We start from the raw sequence: 16,532 nt of genomic DNA, 5'->3' as shown, positions 1-16,532 counted from the left end.
CATGAACGATACGCCCCAACCCCATTACCAGCTGGTGCATGGCCAGATCCTGCATTTTCTCAAGGACCCCGGCGCCGCCGATGCGGCTGACAGCTACCAGTATTTCCCGGACGGGGCGCTGTGGATCGAGGACGGCCATATCGCCGATGTCGGCCCCTGGGCCGACCTCCTGGCCCGCATTCCGCCGGCCGTGCTGGGCCGCGCCGAAGTCTTCGACTACTCCGGCAAGCTGGTTCTGCCCGGCCTGGTCGATACCCACTGCCACTATCCGCAGTCGGCCATCATCGCCTCGTTTGGCCGGCAACTGCTCGACTGGTTGAACGACTACACCTTCCCGGTCGAAAGCGGTTTTTTCGACCCGCAGGTCGCCCAGACGACTGCCGACTATTTCGTCGAACGGCTGCTCGCCCACGGCACCACCACCGCCTCGGTGTTCGCCACGGTGCATCCGGAATCGGTCGATGCCTTCATGGCCTCGGCCGAGCGGCACCGGCTGCGCATGTTGTGCGGCAAGGTGATGATGGACCGTCACGCGCCGGCCAACTTGCTCGACACGGTGCGCGCTGCCGAACGCGACAGCCTGGCCCTGATCGAGCGCTGGCATGGCAAGGGCCGGTTGCGCTACAGCATCACGCCGCGCTTCGCGCCGACCTCGAGCATCGATCAACTGGTGCTGGCCGGCGAGCTCTATGCCAGCCGGCCCGACCTGCATGTCCAGTCGCATCTGGCGGAAAACCCCGACGAAATCGCCTGGGTCGGCGAACTGTTTCCGCATTGCCGAGACTACCTCGACGTTTACGCGCAATACGGTCTGCTCGGGCCGCGCACCATCTACGGCCACTGCATCCACCTGGCCCCCGTCGAAATCGCCGAAATGGCCCGGCACGGGGCAGCCGCCGCCTTCTGCCCGACCTCCAACCTGTTTCTCGGCAGCGGTTTCTTCAACCACCATGCGGCGCTGAATGCCGGCATCCAGGTTGGTCTGGCCACCGATGTCGGCGGCGGTACCTCGTTCAGCCTGATCCGCACGCTGGGCGACGCCTACAAGGTGTCGCAACTGCATCGCAGCCCGCTGCCGCCGCTCCAGGCCTGGTACCTGGCCACCCTAGGTGGTGCCCAGGCACTGCATCTCGACGCCTTCATCGGCAACTTCAGGCGCGGCAAGGAAGCCGACTTCGTCGTTCTCGAACCACGCGCCACGCCGGAACTGGCATTCCGGCTGGATCGGCGGAACAGCCTGGAAGACCAGCTGTTCGCGATGATGATCCTCGGTGACGAACGCTGTGTCGCCGCCACCCACGTCATGGGTCGTCCGGCCTTCCGCCAGAACCCGCCGTTGTCCGGCCGTTTGCACAATGCCGGCGAGCCACCGACAATCCCCGTTACCCCTATCCCGAGCACCTGCCGATGATTACCCCGTCCCCTGCCGATTCCGTTCTCGACCTTGCCTGCCGCATGCCCAAGGCCGAACTGCACGTTCATATCGAAGGCACGCTGGAGCCCGAACTGGCCTTCGCGCTGGCCCGCCGCAACGGCCTGACGCTGCCCTATGCCGACGAAGCGGCGCTCAAGGCGGCCTACGATTTCGACAGCCTGCAGTCCTTTCTCGATCTTTATTACGCCTGTGCCGACGTGCTGCGCACCGCCGACGATTTTCGCGACCTGATGCTGGCCTATCTGGAGCGCGCCGCGGCCGACAACGTGCTGCACGCCGAAATATTCTTCGACCCGCAAACCCACACCGCCCGCGGCATTTCGTTCGTGACGGTGCTCGACGGTCTGGCCGAGGGCTTGCGTCTCGGTCGCCAGCGCTGGGGCATCAGCGGCCGCCTGATTCTCTGTTTCCTGCGTCACCTCAGCGAGGAAGAGGGTTTCGTCACGTTGGCCGAGGCCGAACCCCATCTCGAGCGGATCGATGGTTTCGGCCTCGATTCCTCGGAAAAGGGCCATCCGCCAAGCAAGTTCGCCCGCCTGTTCGCCCGCTGCCAGGAACTCGGCAAGCCGGTCGTCGCCCATGCCGGCGAAGAAGGCCCGCCGGCCTTCATCATTGAGGCTCTCGATGGGCTCGGCGCGGCCCGCATCGATCATGGCGTGCGGGCGCTGGAAGACCAGGCGCTGGTCGACCGGCTGGTCCGCGACGGCATTCCGTTGACCGTCTGCCCGCTGTCCAACATCCGGCTGTGCGTCTTCCCGAGCATGGCTGAACACACGCTCGGCAAGCTGCTTGCCGCGGGCGTCAAGGTCATGCTGAACAGCGACGATCCGGCCTATTTCGGCGGCTACCTGAACGACAACATCCGGGCGGTGCAGGCCGCCTTCCAGTTCGATGCGGCTACCTGGTACCAGCTGGCGCGCAATAGTTTCGAGGCGAGTTTCGCCAGCCCGGCCGACCAGGCCGGCTGGATCGCCCGTCTCGACGCCCATTTCGCGGCGGCCGGCAGCTTGGCCAACTGAGCCGGAAGAGGGCGTTTGCCGGCCGGCCCGGGGGCTGTCGTCTTTCGCACAAGGTTGTAGATCGCCCTCCGTACCGCTCCGAACCCCGCGCTGTCGATCACTTGGCTTGTGCGGCAAGGGGTTCGGCCAGGCACGACGGCTCGGAACGGGCCGCCTCGGCGATAGGCGTATTTCCTGCTTTTAATGCGCCGACGAGGCCGTTTTCCACTCTTTTTGTCGTCTTTGCCCGCACCCGACAAAGCCTTGCCGCATTTTCGTCGGGCCAGTCAGGGACCAACAATAAAAAGCCATGAAAACGAATCTGCCAATTACGCGCCAGGAAGTCCTGATGGAGGAGGGCGCGACCATCGTCACCAAGACCGATCTGCGCGGCGTCATCACCTACGTCAATCCGGATTTCATCCGGATCTCCGGCTTTCCCGAAGAGGAATTGCTCGGTCAGAACCACAATGTCGTGCGTCATCCGGAAATGCCGGTCGAGGCCTTCGCCGACATGTGGGCGACGCTGAAGCGGGGCAAGCCGTGGAACGGCGTGGTCAAGAACCGCTGCAGGAATGGCGATTTCTACTGGGTGAATGCCCACGTCGCGCCGATCGACGAGGGCGGCAAGGTGGTCGGCTACACCTCGATGCGCACCAAGCCGACGCGCGCCCAGGTCGAGGCGGCCGACGCGCTGTATCGCCAGTTCCGGGAAGGCCGGGCCAGCGTCCGGCTACAGGGCGGTGCTGTCGTCAGCAAGTCGGCGCTCAGCCATCTCAATGTTTTTCGCCGGGTTTTCGAATTGTCGGTCAGCCACCAGTTGCGGCTGCTGATGCTGGCTTTCCTGCTCGGCTTCGGCATTGCCGGAACGATGGTCTACAACGGCCTGGGCAAGGTGCAGGTCAATGGGCCGATCTACCAGCGCGTGGTCCAGGGCAAGGATCTGGTGGCCGATATCCTGCCGCCGCCCGAGTATCTGATCGAATCCTATCTCGTCGTGCTGGAAATGCTCCGTGCCGAGAGCGCGGCCCTGCCAGCCTTTTTCGACAAGAGCCGGCAATTGCGCGAGGATTTCGAGGTCCGCCACAAGGTCTGGGTCGATCAATTGCCGGCCGGCCAAATGAAAACCCTGATGGTTGAGGATGCCTACCGGCCGGGCATCGCCTTCCTCGATTTGCGCGACAAGGAATTCATCCCGGCGCTGCAGGCCGACAATCACGCCGCCGCCGAGAGTCTGCTGCCCAGGCTGGCGGCGCTTTACGCGCAGCATCGGGCGGTGATCGATCAAGTGGTGATCATGGCCAATGCCCGGAATGCCGAGGACGAAATCAATGCGGCGGAAATCATCCGCAGCAACTACCTGTGGCTCGGCGGCTTTGGACTGGCCATTGCCCTTGTCGTCGCGCTCCTCGGCGGCGCGGTGATTCGCAATCTGCAACGCCTGCTCGGCGGCGACCCTCGCTATGCCTGCGAAATCACCCGCCATGTCGCGGCCGGCAATCTCGGGCTGCGCATCGAGGTCGATCCGCTCGACCGGAGCAGCCTGCTCGCCTCGATCAAGCACCTGCGCGAGATGTTCCGGCAGATGCTGACGGAAATCCGCAACAACGCCGATCAGGTGACCCTGCATGCCCGATTGATGGTGAACGCCGCCGATCAGGTGGCGCTGACCTCGCAGGCGCAGAGCCAGTCCACGGCCGGCGTGGCGAGCACTACCGAAGAGGTGAGCGCGAGCATGGTGCAGGTGGTCGACCACGCCACGCAAGCCCATGCCATTTCGGTGGCCTCGGGCAACGCCTGCGAGAGCGGCGTGACGGTCATCGGCAACGCCGTCAGCAGCATGGAGGAAATCGCCGCCACCGTGCGCCTGTCGACGCAAAACATCCTGGCGCTGGGCGACCAGTCGGAACGGATTTCCTCGGTCGTCCAGGTTATTCGCGACATCGCCGATCAGACCAACTTGCTGGCCCTGAACGCCGCCATCGAAGCGGCGCGGGCCGGCGAATCCGGGCGCGGTTTTGCCGTGGTGGCCGATGAGGTGCGCAAGCTGGCCGAGCGCACGGCCACGGCAACCCGGGAAATCGCCGGGATGATCCAGGCCATCCAGGGCGGCATGCACGCTGCCGTGAAGGCCATGGAATCCGGCGTGACCCAGGTGGACAAGGGTGTGGCGCTGGCCAACGAAGCCGGCGTGGCGATCCAGCACATCCGCGACAGCGCGGCCAGGGTGGTCGCCGTGGTGGCGAGCATTTCCGGAGCGCTTCAGGAGCAGGGCACGGCGACCGAGAATATCCGCGCCCATGTCGAAAAGATTTCCGGACTGTCGGATGAAAACAATTCGGTGGCCGGCGAAGCCTTGCTCGGCGCCCAGAAATTGCTCGAAACGGCAACCGGCATGCAAAGCACGGTCAGCCGCTTCGCCGTTTAGTCGGACGGCTTGCCGATCATCAAGCAGCTGTTTGACACCAGCCCTAGCCTATCAGTGCAAGGGGCTGGTGCAAAAAGGTCAAGTCGTTCTCCTTCAATTCAGGCCTGTGTTTGCACGTTGAGCGCCAGATCCCACGGTGCCGGTTCGCCGGCAAAGCGGGCAGCAAGAAAATCCACCAGCAGGCGCAGGGCGAGCGGTTGATGCCGACGCGAGAGATAAATGGCATGAATTCCCAGCACGTCTGGCTCATGATCCGGCAGCAGGTGCACCAGGCGCCCGGCACGCAGGTCGTCACCCAAATAGTAAGTCGGCAGCATGCCAATACCCGCGCCGGATAGCACCGCCCGTCGTAAGACGGCAGTCTCGTTGGTGTGGAAGCTCCAATTGACCGGTACGGTAATCGTCTCGCCACTCCGCGTCAGTCGGTATTGCTTGCCAATACCGAAGGCGTGCGCGATGCAGCGGTGCTGGCGCAAGTCGTCGGCGGTAAGCGGCAGGCCGTGGCGTTGCAGATAGTCGGGTGAGGCACAGAGCATCGAGCGACAGCGCGCCAGGGGGCGCGTAATCATTGTCGGATCCAGTGTGTTGGTGATGCGCACCGCCAGATCGACCCGCTCGGCGACCAGATCGGTCGGCTTGTCACCCACCGACAGCACGATTTCGACCTGCGGGTAGTGCTGCTGAAAGTCGATCAGTGCAGCCGTAAGTTGAGCGTCGGCAAAAGAGCTGGAAGTTGTAACCCGGAGGACCCCGGCTGGCTCACGGCTGCGTTCGGCCGCGATGTGGCGAGCCTCCTCGGCGATGTCGAGCATTTGCCGGCAGGCGGGCAGCGCCGCCAGACCGGCATCGGTCAGGCTGACCTTGCGCGTCGTCCGATGCAGCAAGCGGGCCTCGAACCAGTCCTCGACGGCGGCGAGATAGCGGCTGACCATGGCGGCCGACATTTCCAGATGCTCGGCCGTCTGCGTCAGGCTGCCCCGATCGGCGACTTCGACAAAGACACGTACTGCGGTCAGGCGATCCATTTCATCGATCCATGCAATAAACAATCAACCGATACGGACTTTATCAATCATTTTGCAAAACTTAAAGTTCGTTCCGCACCGCTTGCTTATTCATTCAAGGAGACCAACATGTCCTATACCCGCCAACTTGGCCGCTTCGTTTTCCCCGCCCTGATCACGCTCGGCGTTGTTGCCGCGAGCGGCGCCCGTGCCGAAGTCGCCGCGCCGCTCAGCATCACGACCTATAACGCCGACGCCAACAGCTTTCACGTCAATGCCGTGGTGGTCAGCGGCAAGCGCGAAGCGGTCGTGATCGACAGCGGCTTCACCCGCGCCGATGCGCTGCGCATTGCCGCCAATGTGCTCGATAGCGGCAAGACGCTGAAGACGATCTTCATCAGCAATGCCGACCCCGATTTCTACTTCGGCGCCGAAGTGCTGAAAGGCATTTTCCCGCAGGCGCAGGTGCTGACCACCCCGGCCGTGCGCGCCAAGATCGAGGCCAAGCTGGCCGGCAAGCTCGCCTTCTGGGGCCCGAAGATGGGCGCCAACGCACCGCAGAAGCCGATCGTCCCGGACCTGCTGCAAGGCAACACGCTGAGCGTTGATGGCGAAAGCATCGAAGTGCGCGACACCGGCGGCGAACTCGCGCATCGCCCCTATGTGTGGATTCCGTCGATCCGGACCATCGCCGGCAACATCGCCATTTTCGGCAATTTGCATGTGTGGACCGCTGACACCCAGAAAGCGAGCGAACGCCAGGCCTGGATTGTCCAACTCGATGAAATCGAGGCACTCAAACCGGTGACGGTCGTGCCCGGCCACATGACTGCCGGCACGGTGCTGGATACCAGCAATATCCGCTATACCCGCGAATACCTGCAGCGCTTTGAGGTAGAAGCGGCCAAGGCGAAGACCGGTGCCGAGCTGATCGAAGCAATGAAGAAAGCCTACCCGCAAGTCGGCGAGGGTCTCGCGCTGGAGATCGGCGCCAAGGTGAACAAGGGCGAAATGAAGTGGTAATCGGCCCCGCCTGGCCCGCATCGCCCCGACGGGCAGTGCGGGCCAGGCAAACCGGCCTTTACCCCGCAAAACCCATTGATTGATTTGGAGTCCCGAACATGAGCACCCTGCATTACATCTACGACCCGCTCTGCGGCTGGTGCTACGGCGCCGCGCCGCTGGTCAGGGCGGCGCGCGAAATTCTCGCCGTTCAGGCGCACGGCGGCGGCATGATGACCGGTGCCAACCGCCAGAGCGTGACGCCGCAACTGCGCGCCTACGTCAAGCAGCACGACGCGCGCATCGCGCAACTGACCGGCCAGCCCTTCGGGCCGGCCTACGCCGACGGTCTGCTACACGCCAGCGGCGTCGTGCTCGATTCCGAACCGCCCACGGCGGCCATCCTGGCCGCCGAAGCGATCGCCGGGCGCGGGCTGGACATGCTGGCGCAACTGCAGATCGCGCATTACGTCGAAGGCCGCCGGATTGCCGAGCCAGCCACCCTGAGCGAAGTCGCCGCCGAACTCGGCCTCGACACGCAGGCCTTTGTCGCAGCGTTCGCGCAACAATCCGGCGCCACCGTCCAGCGCCATATCGAGGAAACCCGGCATTTGATGGCCGAGGTCGGCGCCCGCGGCTTTCCCAGCTTTGTACTCGAAACCGATGGTGTTTTGCAGGGCATCGATATCGGGAGCTATCTGGGCCAGCCGCAAGCCTTTCAGGACTGGTTGCGCAGCCAGGTTCGGGTGCCGGGGGGCGGGAGTACGGGTGATGCGCCGGTCTGTGACATTAATGGTTGTGCGATCTGAAGCGGGGAGGGGGCTGGATGGTTGGTGACTGGTTATCTGCCAATGCCGCCATTCAGAAGTTAGTCTGTGGCGGTCAGCAATTGGCTGGATACCTGCCGGTCAGTGTCAAGGCTTGGTGAGCAGCAGCCTCCATACTCGGCTCGGTTCAAAGCAGACGTCAAAAGTCTAAGCTCCGCGAACTCCACGAAGCAAAGCGCTGATATGCCAGGCCATACTCAGGGAGTAGCGCTGAACCTAGAAAAAGGGCGGTACGCCGGCAATCCGCAGCGGGGCCGGCGTACCGATTTCTTGTGTTAGGCCGCGACTGGCTCCGGCTCCATCGCAGGAACGGCCTTCCCGTCTCCCGCCGTTGGCCTGATCTTGAACCAGATCGCGTACAAGGCTGGCAGGAAAACCAGGGTCAGAATCGTCCCGGCGAAGGTGCCGCCGATGAGCGTATAGGCCAGCGTGCCCCAGAACACCGAATGGGTCAGCGGAATGAATGCCAGCATGGCGGCGAGTGCGGTCAGGATGACCGGACGGGCGCGCTGCACAGTGGCCTCGACGACGGCGTTGAAGGGCGCCAATCCATCCGCGATGTTGTCGCGGATCTGCCCGATCAGGATCAGCGTGTTGCGCATCAGGATGCCGGACAGGGCGATCAGACCGACCAGTGCATTGATGCCGAACGGCTGCCCGAACAGCAACAGCGTCGGCACGACGCCGATCAAGCCGAGCGGTGCGGTGGCGAATACCATCATCATCGCGGCGATCGAACGCACCTGGAAGATGATGGTGATCAGGGTCAGCGCGATCATGATCGGGAAGACCGGCGCCAGGGCCCGATTGGCCTTGCCCGACTCCTCGATGGCGCCAGCCATTTCGATCCGGTAACCAGCCGGCAGTTTGGCAATGATCGGCTGCAGTTCCTGCCACACGGCGCTGGAGACGTCCGGCGGCTGCAAGCCCTCGGCGATATCGCCACGCACGGTGATGGTTGGGGTGCGATCGCGGCGGCGCAGGATGGGATCTTCCATGCGGACATCAACCTTGCCGACCTGTGACAGCGGAATCTTTTGACCGGCCGCACCGACCAGGGTGAAGTCGCCAATCCTGCCCGGATCGAGCCGTGTGTTGCCGCCCGATCTGGCCGTGACCTGCACCGAACGGATGTCCTCGCGCACTTCCGTAATCGGGATGCCACTCAACAGGAACTGCAGCTGCTGCGCCACATCGGCAGACGTCAGGCCGATGCTCTGCAGGCGATCCTGGTCGAGCGAAAAGTGCAGTGCGGGCACGCGCTCGCCCCAGTCGGTGTTGACCGTCCGCATCTGGGCGGAGGCCTGCATGACGCCACGCACCTCTGTCGCGATGTCGCGCAGCTTGTCGGGGTCCGGCCCCATGACACGGTAGGCCACGGGAAACGGCGACGGGGGTCCGAAGACGATCTGGGTCACGCGCACCCGCGCCTCGGGCGCCAAGCCGTCGGCTGCCGCCTGGCGCAATCTGAACTTGAGGGCTTCGCGTTCCTTGTTATCGCCCGTCAGGACCACGACCTTGGCGAACGACGGATCGGGCAATTCAGGTGACATCGCCAGGAAAAAGCGGGGCGCGCCCTGGCCGATGTAGGACGTCACGACCCTGGCCTCTGGCTGTTCTGCCAGCCAGGCTTCGACCTTGGCTGTCGCGGCGCTGGTTTGCGCGATTGAGGTGCCATACGGCATCTGCACCTCGACCAGCACTTCCGGCCGGTCCGAGGTCGGGAAGAACTGCTTGTTGACCACGCCCATGCCGAGAATCGCGATAACGAAGGCGCCAATCACGCTCGCCGCGACCAGCCATTTGTGCCGGATCACCCAGACCAGCAGCCGGCGGAAGCGCTCGTAATTCGGCGTGCCGTAGATGGCTCCGTGCCCACCCGCATGCTTCTCGTAGTTTGGCAGCAGCTTGACCCCGAGGTAGGGCGTGAACACGACGGCTACGATCCACGAGGCGATCAAGGCCGTGCCGACGATCCAGAACATGTTGCTGGTGTACTCGCCGGCGGTCGACTTGGCGAAGCCGTTGGGCATGAAGCCGATCGCCGTCACTAGGGTGCCGGCCAGCATCGGCGCGGCGGTGTGGCTCCAGGCATAGGCTGCGGCACGGATGCGGTCGTAGCCTTCCTCCATCTTCACGACCATCATCTCGATGGCGATGATCGCGTCGTCGACCAGCAGCCCCAGCGCCAGGATCAAGGAACCCAGCGTGATGCGGTCGAAATTCTTGCCGGTCGCCGCCATGATGATGAAGACGGCGGCCAGGGTCAGCGGCACTGCAGCCGCAACCACGACGCCGGCGCGCCAGCCCATGCTGAGAAAGCCGACCAGGATCACCACGCCGAGGGCGACCAGGAACTTGACCATGAATTCGCCAACCGCCGACTGGATATTCACAGACTGGTCCGTCACCTTGGAGAGGTTCATGCCGAGTGGCATTTCGGCGTTGATCGTCGCCGCTTCCGCCTCCAGCGCCTTGCCCAGATTGAGGCCATTCCAACCCTCGCGCATGACCACGCCGAGCAGCAGGGTCGGTTCGCCGTTGTTCCGGATCAGGAAGGTGGCCGGGTCTTCGTAGCCGCGCTTGACCTCGGCGATGTCGCCGAGCTTCAGCGTCCGGCCGCGCGCCGCGACCGGCGTATTACGGATCGTCTCCAGATCGTCGATGGCGCCTTCGAGGCGGATGAAGACCTGTGGGCCCTTGGCTTCGATCGAGCCGGCCGGCGTCATGACATTGCGGCTGTTGAGTGCGGCGAAGAGGTCGCGCGGGGAGACGCCCAGCGTCGCCAGGCGGTCATGCGAGAACTCGACGAAAATCCGTTCGGCCTGCTCGCCGATGATGTTCACCTTCTTGACCCCGGGTACGTGCAGCAGACGCTGACGCATGGTTTCCGCATCGCGCACCAGGTGCCGATGCGGCTCGCCCTTGGCTTTCAAGGCATAGAGCGCAAAGGTCACGTCGGCATATTCGTCATTCACCATCGGGCCGATGACGCCACGCGGTAGTTTGAGCGCCTCGTCGCCGAGTTTCTTGCGCGCCTGATAGAACTGGTCGGGGACGTCGGCCGGCGGCGTACTGTCGAGCAGGACTACCGTGGAGAAAGCCAGCCCCGGCCGCGTAAAGGTCTCGGTCCGGTCATACCAGCGCAGTTCCTGCATGCGCTTTTCCAGCGGTTCGGCGACCAGTTCTTCCATCTCCTTGGCTGTCGCGCCGGGCCAGGCGGTGATCACGGTCATCTGCTTGATGGTAAAGGCGGGGTCCTCGGCACGACCCAGGGTCAGGAAGGCGATGACGCCGGCGATGAAGATCGCCAGCATCAGGAACAGGGTGACCGAGCGCTCGCGGACGGCGAGGGCGGAGAGGTTGAAAGAACTCATTTCTGTGCCCCGCCGTTCGCCGCTGCGCCAGGTGCGGCGCTGCTGTCAGCCAGTCGAACCGGTTCGCCTTCGTGCAGCAGATGGGCGCCGAGCACAACGACACGATCACCCGCCGCCAGCCCACCGGTGATCGCAGCGGATTCACCGCTGAGGCCGGCTACCTGCACGGCGCGCCAGGTAGCCTGAAGCCCCTGTCCTTGGTCCTCCTGACCTTTGACCAGCCAGACGCCGGGCCCCTTGCCCTGATCGAAGAGCGCGCTGACAGGAATCTGGAGCGCCGGGGTGGCGCGGCCGCTTTGAATTTCGATAGAAACGGTCGAGCCGAGGGGCGCGTCGGCCAGCCGGCCCTCCAGTACGTAGCGAGCCTCGAAAGTACGTGTCAGGGGGTTGGCGGCATCCGACAACTGACGCAGTTTCGCGGCGCCTGTCAGCCCGCTGCCATACAGGGTCGCGCGCCCTGCGGAGCCGATCGCCGGACGCAGGCTTTCGGGGAGCGCAATGAGCGCTTCACGACGCCCGGCATGGGCCACCCGGACGACGACCTGGCCTGCAGCGACCACCTGACCCGGCTCGCCCAGGGTCTCGACCACGACCCCGTCCGAATCGGCGAGCAGTACGGCGTAGCCCGTTTCGTTGTGGGCAACGTCGGCCTGGGCCTGGGCTGCCTTGAGCTCCGCTCTCGCCGAATCGGCGGCCGCCTTGATCTTGTCGTAGGCGGAGGCTGACACCGCCCCGGCCGAAACAAGATCGCGGTATCTCGACTCATCCTCCGCGGTCTGGCGGGCGCGCGCCGTGGCGGCGGCAACGGCCTCGTCGTGGGCACGCGTGGCGAGCTTCAAATCGGTGGGGTCGATGCGCATCAGCGCCTGACCGCGCTTGACGGTCTGGCCAGCATCGACCAGGCGCTCCAGGATTTTGCCGGGAACGCGGAAACCCAGGTCGCTCTGCACCCGTGCCGCGACGACGCCGCTGAACGAAGGCTCGGCCTGGATGGCGGTCGCTACCGGCGCGATCCGGACGAGTGGCGCCTGGGTCCGCGGATCGAGTGAAGAAGTGGCGTCGCTGCAGGCTGCCAAGGCGAAAGGCAACAGACCGACGACGGCGAGGAAGGGAATATAGCGGCGCTGAAACATGACGACCTCCTTTAACGCGAAGGCCTTTATCTTCCATCTAGTGACCAATATTGTCAATGGTCACTTTTTTCTCAGGCGGCGTTCTAGGGTGCCAGGCTACGCAGCACCAGATTCGACAACTGGCTGGGCGCGTCCTCGATGAGATCGAGGTTGTGCTGGAGCAGCAACGGATTGGCAAAGGGCAGCATGACGAGATAGATCGCATGCACCGTTTCGTCGAGCGGCGTCTTGCGCTCGAACTCGCCCACTTCCCGCCCTTCTCGGACGATCTCTGTCAGGGTCTGCCGAATGCGCTGTCCGTAGGCAACGGCGGACGGCCAACCCTCGCCGGCGGAATGCGCGGCAATGTCGTACAGCTTGCGATCATTGAAGAAGATTTCCACGCTCGTCGCCACCATGGCTTTGAATAATCGACGGAATTTCTCCGTCGGCGTGCTGGCGCCGGCCACCGCTTCATCGACCGCAGCGACGATGGTGCTCAAGGTCTTGCTGCAGATGGCTTCGCCGATTGCCTGCTTGGAATCGAAGAATTTGTAGATATAAGCCTTGGAAAAGCCGATCGCCTTGGCCAGGTCGGAGACCGTGGTCTTGTCGTAGCCGTAGTGGCTGAAGTGCGCCTCGGCTGCCTCGACGATCTGATCACGAACGCTGTGGTCGACGGGGCCGCGGGCCTGTGGGGTGGAAGATTCGATTTCGCTCATGGGAAAACAATACCGCGTTTGCTGTCGGTTGACAACTAGTGACTAAATTGGGTTATAGTCACAAAAACAAACCAAACCCCGAAGGACTCCCATGCTCACCCATCCCCGCTCTCTCGTCCTGTTTCTGAGTGCCGGCATCTTGTCGGGCTGCGCTGTTGGCCCCGACTATCGGCCGCCCTTGGTCGAGTTGACATCCAGCTTTCTCGGGCAGAAGGGCATCGAGCAACGTCCGGTGCAAGGCAAGACAGACCTGCAACACTGGTGGGCCGCCTTCGACGATGCCTTGCTCGCGTACTACGTCGCCCTAGCCCTCGAGCAGAACCTCGACATCGCCCAAGCGACGGCGCGCGTCGCCCAATCGCGTGCCGCATTGCGCTACGCCGATGCGGCCTTGCTACCCGCGGGCAACGTGAGTGCGAGCGCCGGGCGAGGCTACCTGTCGGTTGAGACCCCGCTCGGGCAGGTGCTCAATAGCTCGCCCGGCTTCAACCGCTGGGGCGGCACTTACGAGGCCAATCTCGGGGCGAGTTGGGAGATCGACCTGTTCGGCGGTCTGCGGCGCGGGCGGGAGACTGCGCGCGCCGAATACGAGGCGTCCGAAGCTGCCGTTGCTGCGACACGGCTGGCCATCGCCGCGCAGACTGCGGACGTGTACGTCATGATCCGCGGCCTGCAGGCGCGCCTCGCGATTGCCCAACAGCAGGTGGAGACCCGACGCCGCTTACTTGTGATGATCCAGCTCCAATACGAGAAGGGGATCGCCGCCGAACTACAGAAGAACCAGGCCGAGGGTTCGCTGACCCAGGCCGAGGCACAGATCCCCGTCCTCCAAGCCGGCCTCGATTCGGCGATGAACGCGCTCGACGTACTGCTCGGCGTGCAGCCGGGAACCCACCGCGCCGAACTGGCGCCGGTAAAGCCGATCCCGGCCGCGCCGGCCCTGGCCGAGGCCGGCAACCCTGCCGAGATGCTGCGCCGCCGGCCGGACCTCATTGCTGCCGAACGGCGTCTGGCTGCCGCCAACGCGCGCATCGGCGTGGCGGTCGCCGAGTATTACCCCAAGTTCTCGCTTGGCGCGCTGCTCGGCAGTGCCACCGCGATAGCGAGCGGCAACCTGTTTACCGGGGGCGCCAGCCAGGCCCAGGGCGTCCTCGGGCTACGCTGGCGGCTGTTCGACTTCGGTCGTGTCGACGCGCAGATCGCTGCCGCGCGCGGCCAGGAGGCCGAAGCCCTGGCAGCCTACCGGCTGGCCGTATTGCGGGCGACCGAGGATGTCGAGAACGCCTTCTCCGCCCTGGTCAACCGCGAGGCCCAGGTCGGCATCCTGACCCGGGGTGAGTCGTCGTTTGCCAAGGCGCGCGAGAACTCGTTTGCCGCCTACCAGGGCGGCGTCGTCAGCCTGATCGAGGTGCTCGATGCTGACGGCAACCTGCTGCAGGCGCGCGATGCCAAGGCCCAGGCACAAACCGAGGCGGCGCGTGCCGCCATCGCCTCCTTCCGGGCCTTGGGCGGCGGCTGGGATACTCCATCGGCAAACAACAACCGCCTCTCCGGCAAACTCTCCACCAACGACTTGAGGAAAGCAAAATGATCACAACCAATAATTCATGGGTACTCATTACGGGCGCATCGAGCGGCTTCGGCGAGGAATTCGCCCGCCAATATGCCGAACAAAATCACTCGCTGGTCCTCGTGGCTCGCCGGCTGGACCGGCTGCAAGCGCTCGCCGAGAAGCTGCGCCGGCAATACCGCATCGAAATCGTGGTCGAGCAGGTCGATCTCTCCGATATTGAAGCGATCACCCAATTGCATCGGCGCCTCCGCGAGCGCGGCATTACCATCGACATCCTGATCAACAACGCCGGCCATGGGTTGCAAGGTCCGTTTTTGGACAACCCATTGGACGCAACCCTGGCGATGGTGCAACTCGATGTGGCCAGCCTGACAGCGGTCACCCATGTCTTCGCCCAGGACATGCGGGCGCGCCGACATGGAAAAATCCTGCTGGTCGCCAGCCTGCTGGCCTACCAGGGCGTGCAGAACTTCGCCGTCTATGCCGCCGCCAAGGCCTACGTGTTGCGTCTGGGTGAAGCGCTGCATCGCGAACTCAGGCGCGATGGCGTCACCGTGACAACGCTCTGCCCCGGCATGTCGGCTACCGGCTTCGCCGCCGCCGCGCAGCAGAAGCTGACGCCGGCATTGAAGTTATTGATGATGCAGCCGGCGCCCGTCGTGCGCACCGGTATCAGCGCCTTGCAGGCCGGACGCATCAGCGTCGTGGCGGGCTGGGCGAACAAGGCGCTGGTGATCCTGACCTGGGCAACACCACGCTGGCTGCACCAGGCCTTCATGGCGCACGCGATGAACGGATGAGCGAGTCGGTCAAACGCTTACAACGAACACTCACAGCAAGGGGTACCTTAGCCCAGCAAACGGTAGCTTTCGCTTGGCGTAGCGTTACCCTGAATGGCCGCTTTTGAAATCTTCGAGCGGCGGGTAACCGCCCCAATGCCGCCGGGCTTTCGGATGATGTCCAGGGTCGGCTTTGGCCGACCAACTGCCTGTTGCCGCTGGCATGAGGCCGGATCTCGGCCGTTGCAGACGTTCGACACCTTTCTTGAGGCCGACTGCTCTGCGAGTTAAAGCAGACCTCCGATTGCCTATAAGAGCCGGTTCAATTCAATTCACGATCTAAAACCAATAAATCCAGCCAAGGCTGGATTTATTGTTTGTCTGATTTGCAACGATCAGGCGGAAAATCCGCCATCGATCAACAGGCTGGCACCGGTGATGTAGGCCGCCTCGGGGCCGGCCAGATAGGCAGCGAAACTCGCCACTTCCTCCACCGTGCCGTAACGCGGTAGCGCCATCAGGCCCTTCAAGGTCTGCGCAAAATCCCCGCTGTCGGGATTCATCTCGGTGTCGATCGGGCCGGGCTGAATGTTATTGACGGTAATGCCGAGCGGACCGAGATCGCGCGCCAGGCCCTTGGTCAGACCGACGATGGCGGCCTTGCTCATGGCGTACACCGAGCCGCCCTGGAAGGGCATGCGGTCGGAGTTGGTGCTGCCGATGGTGATGATGCGGCCGCCCTTGTCCATGTGCTTGACCACCGCCTGCGAGGCGACGATGACGCTGCGCACATTCACGGCCAGGGTGCGATCAATATCTTCGAGCGGGATCTCCGCTTCGGCAACATTGCCCAAGGCCAGCACGCCGGCGTTGTTCACCAGGATATCGATCTTGCCGTAGGTATCGGCGGCTACCTGCACGGCGGCCTTGATCTGCACAGCATCGGCGCTGTCGGCCTTGATCGCGATGGCGCGACCGCCAGCGGTTTCGATCTCCTGGACGACTTCCTGCGCCTGGTTGGCCGAGCTGGCGTAGGTCAGCGCCACGGCGGCGCCGTCGCGCGCCAGCCGCTTGGCAATGGCCGCGCCAATGCCGCGCGAACCGCCCTGAACGAAGGCGACCTTGCCGGCCAGATGATTGACTTGGGCTTGTACGTTTTGAGCTTGCTTCGACATGATGTTTCTCCTTGGGTGGGTTGGCTGCGCAATATCGCTAGGCCATGGGGCGAACTATCCGCCGATCATTGCATTGCGATAAGCCATGAATATCTTTATT

The 16,532-nt window shown here is 63.8% G+C and carries 12 protein-coding genes; 7 read left to right on the top strand and 5 right to left on the bottom strand.

Translation table 11 applies throughout. The annotated features are described in order from the left end of the window. The first annotated feature begins 1 nt into the window (after window position 1). The 3 genes from guaD to KI611_RS15300 all read left to right on the top strand — a co-directional run bounded on the left by guaD (window position 2) and on the right by KI611_RS15300 (window position 4,861). Complete coding sequence (gene guaD, locus KI611_RS15310) at window positions 2–1,411, top strand: guanine deaminase (RefSeq protein WP_226416514.1); 1,410 nt, start codon at window positions 2–4, stop codon at window positions 1,409–1,411. Further along, entirely contained in the window at window positions 1,408–2,454 is a 1,047-nt protein-coding gene (locus tag KI611_RS15305; RefSeq protein WP_226416513.1) for an adenosine deaminase, read from the top strand. Before guaD ends, KI611_RS15305 begins: the two co-directional genes overlap by 4 nt. A 289-nt stretch (window positions 2,455–2,743) precedes the next feature. After that, window positions 2,744–4,861 carry a methyl-accepting chemotaxis protein gene (locus tag KI611_RS15300; protein WP_226416512.1) on the top strand — a complete coding sequence of 706 codons (2,118 nt, stop codon included), beginning with the start codon at window positions 2,744–2,746 and terminating at the stop codon, window positions 4,859–4,861. 98 nt (window positions 4,862–4,959) lie between these two features. On the opposite strand, the gene KI611_RS15295 is transcribed toward KI611_RS15300, so the two are convergent. Next, the gene (locus KI611_RS15295; RefSeq protein WP_226416511.1) at window positions 4,960–5,886 is read right to left on the bottom strand and encodes a LysR family transcriptional regulator; all 927 of its coding nucleotides are present in this window, start codon (window positions 5,884–5,886) and stop codon (window positions 4,960–4,962) included. Window positions 5,887–5,994: 108 nt separating this feature from the next. On the opposite strand from KI611_RS15295, the gene KI611_RS15290 reads away from it, so the two are divergent. Both KI611_RS15290 and KI611_RS15285 read left to right on the top strand, forming a co-directional pair. Continuing rightward, on the top strand, window positions 5,995–6,888 hold the full coding sequence (locus KI611_RS15290; protein ID WP_226416510.1) for an MBL fold metallo-hydrolase: 894 nt from the start codon (window positions 5,995–5,997) through the stop codon (window positions 6,886–6,888). 98 nt (window positions 6,889–6,986) lie between these two features. Next, window positions 6,987–7,676 carry a DsbA family protein gene (locus tag KI611_RS15285; RefSeq protein ID WP_226416509.1) on the top strand — a complete coding sequence of 230 codons (690 nt, stop codon included), beginning with the start codon at window positions 6,987–6,989 and terminating at the stop codon, window positions 7,674–7,676. A 293-nt stretch (window positions 7,677–7,969) separates the two neighbouring features. Here KI611_RS15285 and KI611_RS15280 read toward each other — a convergent pair whose 3' ends face one another. The 3 genes from KI611_RS15280 to KI611_RS15270 all read right to left on the bottom strand — a co-directional run bounded on the left by KI611_RS15280 (window position 7,970) and on the right by KI611_RS15270 (window position 12,905). Next, window positions 7,970–11,071 (bottom strand): efflux RND transporter permease subunit, encoded by a 3,102-nt coding sequence (locus KI611_RS15280; protein ID WP_226416508.1) that lies wholly within the window; start codon window positions 11,069–11,071, stop codon window positions 7,970–7,972. Then, window positions 11,068–12,204, bottom strand: coding sequence for an efflux RND transporter periplasmic adaptor subunit (locus KI611_RS15275; RefSeq protein WP_226416507.1), 1,137 nt, complete (start codon window positions 12,202–12,204; stop codon window positions 11,068–11,070). The genes KI611_RS15280 and KI611_RS15275 overlap by 4 nt, the downstream gene beginning before the upstream one ends. An 83-nt stretch (window positions 12,205–12,287) precedes the next feature. Then, entirely contained in the window at window positions 12,288–12,905 is a 618-nt protein-coding gene (locus KI611_RS15270) for a TetR/AcrR family transcriptional regulator (RefSeq protein WP_226416506.1), read from the bottom strand. Between the two features lie 91 nt (window positions 12,906–12,996). Here KI611_RS15270 and KI611_RS15265 point away from each other — a divergent pair, with 91 nt between their 5' ends. Then, complete coding sequence (locus KI611_RS15265) at window positions 12,997–14,496, top strand: efflux transporter outer membrane subunit (RefSeq protein ID WP_226416505.1); 1,500 nt, start codon at window positions 12,997–12,999, stop codon at window positions 14,494–14,496. Then, window positions 14,493–15,278 (top strand): SDR family NAD(P)-dependent oxidoreductase, encoded by a 786-nt coding sequence (locus tag KI611_RS15260; protein ID WP_226416504.1) that lies wholly within the window; start codon window positions 14,493–14,495, stop codon window positions 15,276–15,278. The genes KI611_RS15265 and KI611_RS15260 overlap by 4 nt, the downstream gene beginning before the upstream one ends. 374 nt (window positions 15,279–15,652) lie before the next feature. On the opposite strand, the gene KI611_RS15255 is transcribed toward KI611_RS15260, so the two are convergent. Next, window positions 15,653–16,432: a 3-oxoacyl-ACP reductase family protein gene (locus KI611_RS15255; RefSeq protein ID WP_226416503.1), complete on the bottom strand. Its 780-nt coding sequence runs from the start codon at window positions 16,430–16,432 to the stop codon at window positions 15,653–15,655. Window positions 16,433–16,532: the final 100 nt, after the last annotated feature.

It is taken from the genome of Dechloromonas denitrificans (assembly GCF_020510685.1).
GTDB classification, from domain to species: Bacteria; Pseudomonadota; Gammaproteobacteria; order Burkholderiales; family Rhodocyclaceae; genus Azonexus; species Azonexus denitrificans_A.
Note: the sequence above shows the minus strand (reverse complement) of the source record. Positions and strands in the feature narration are given on the sequence as shown.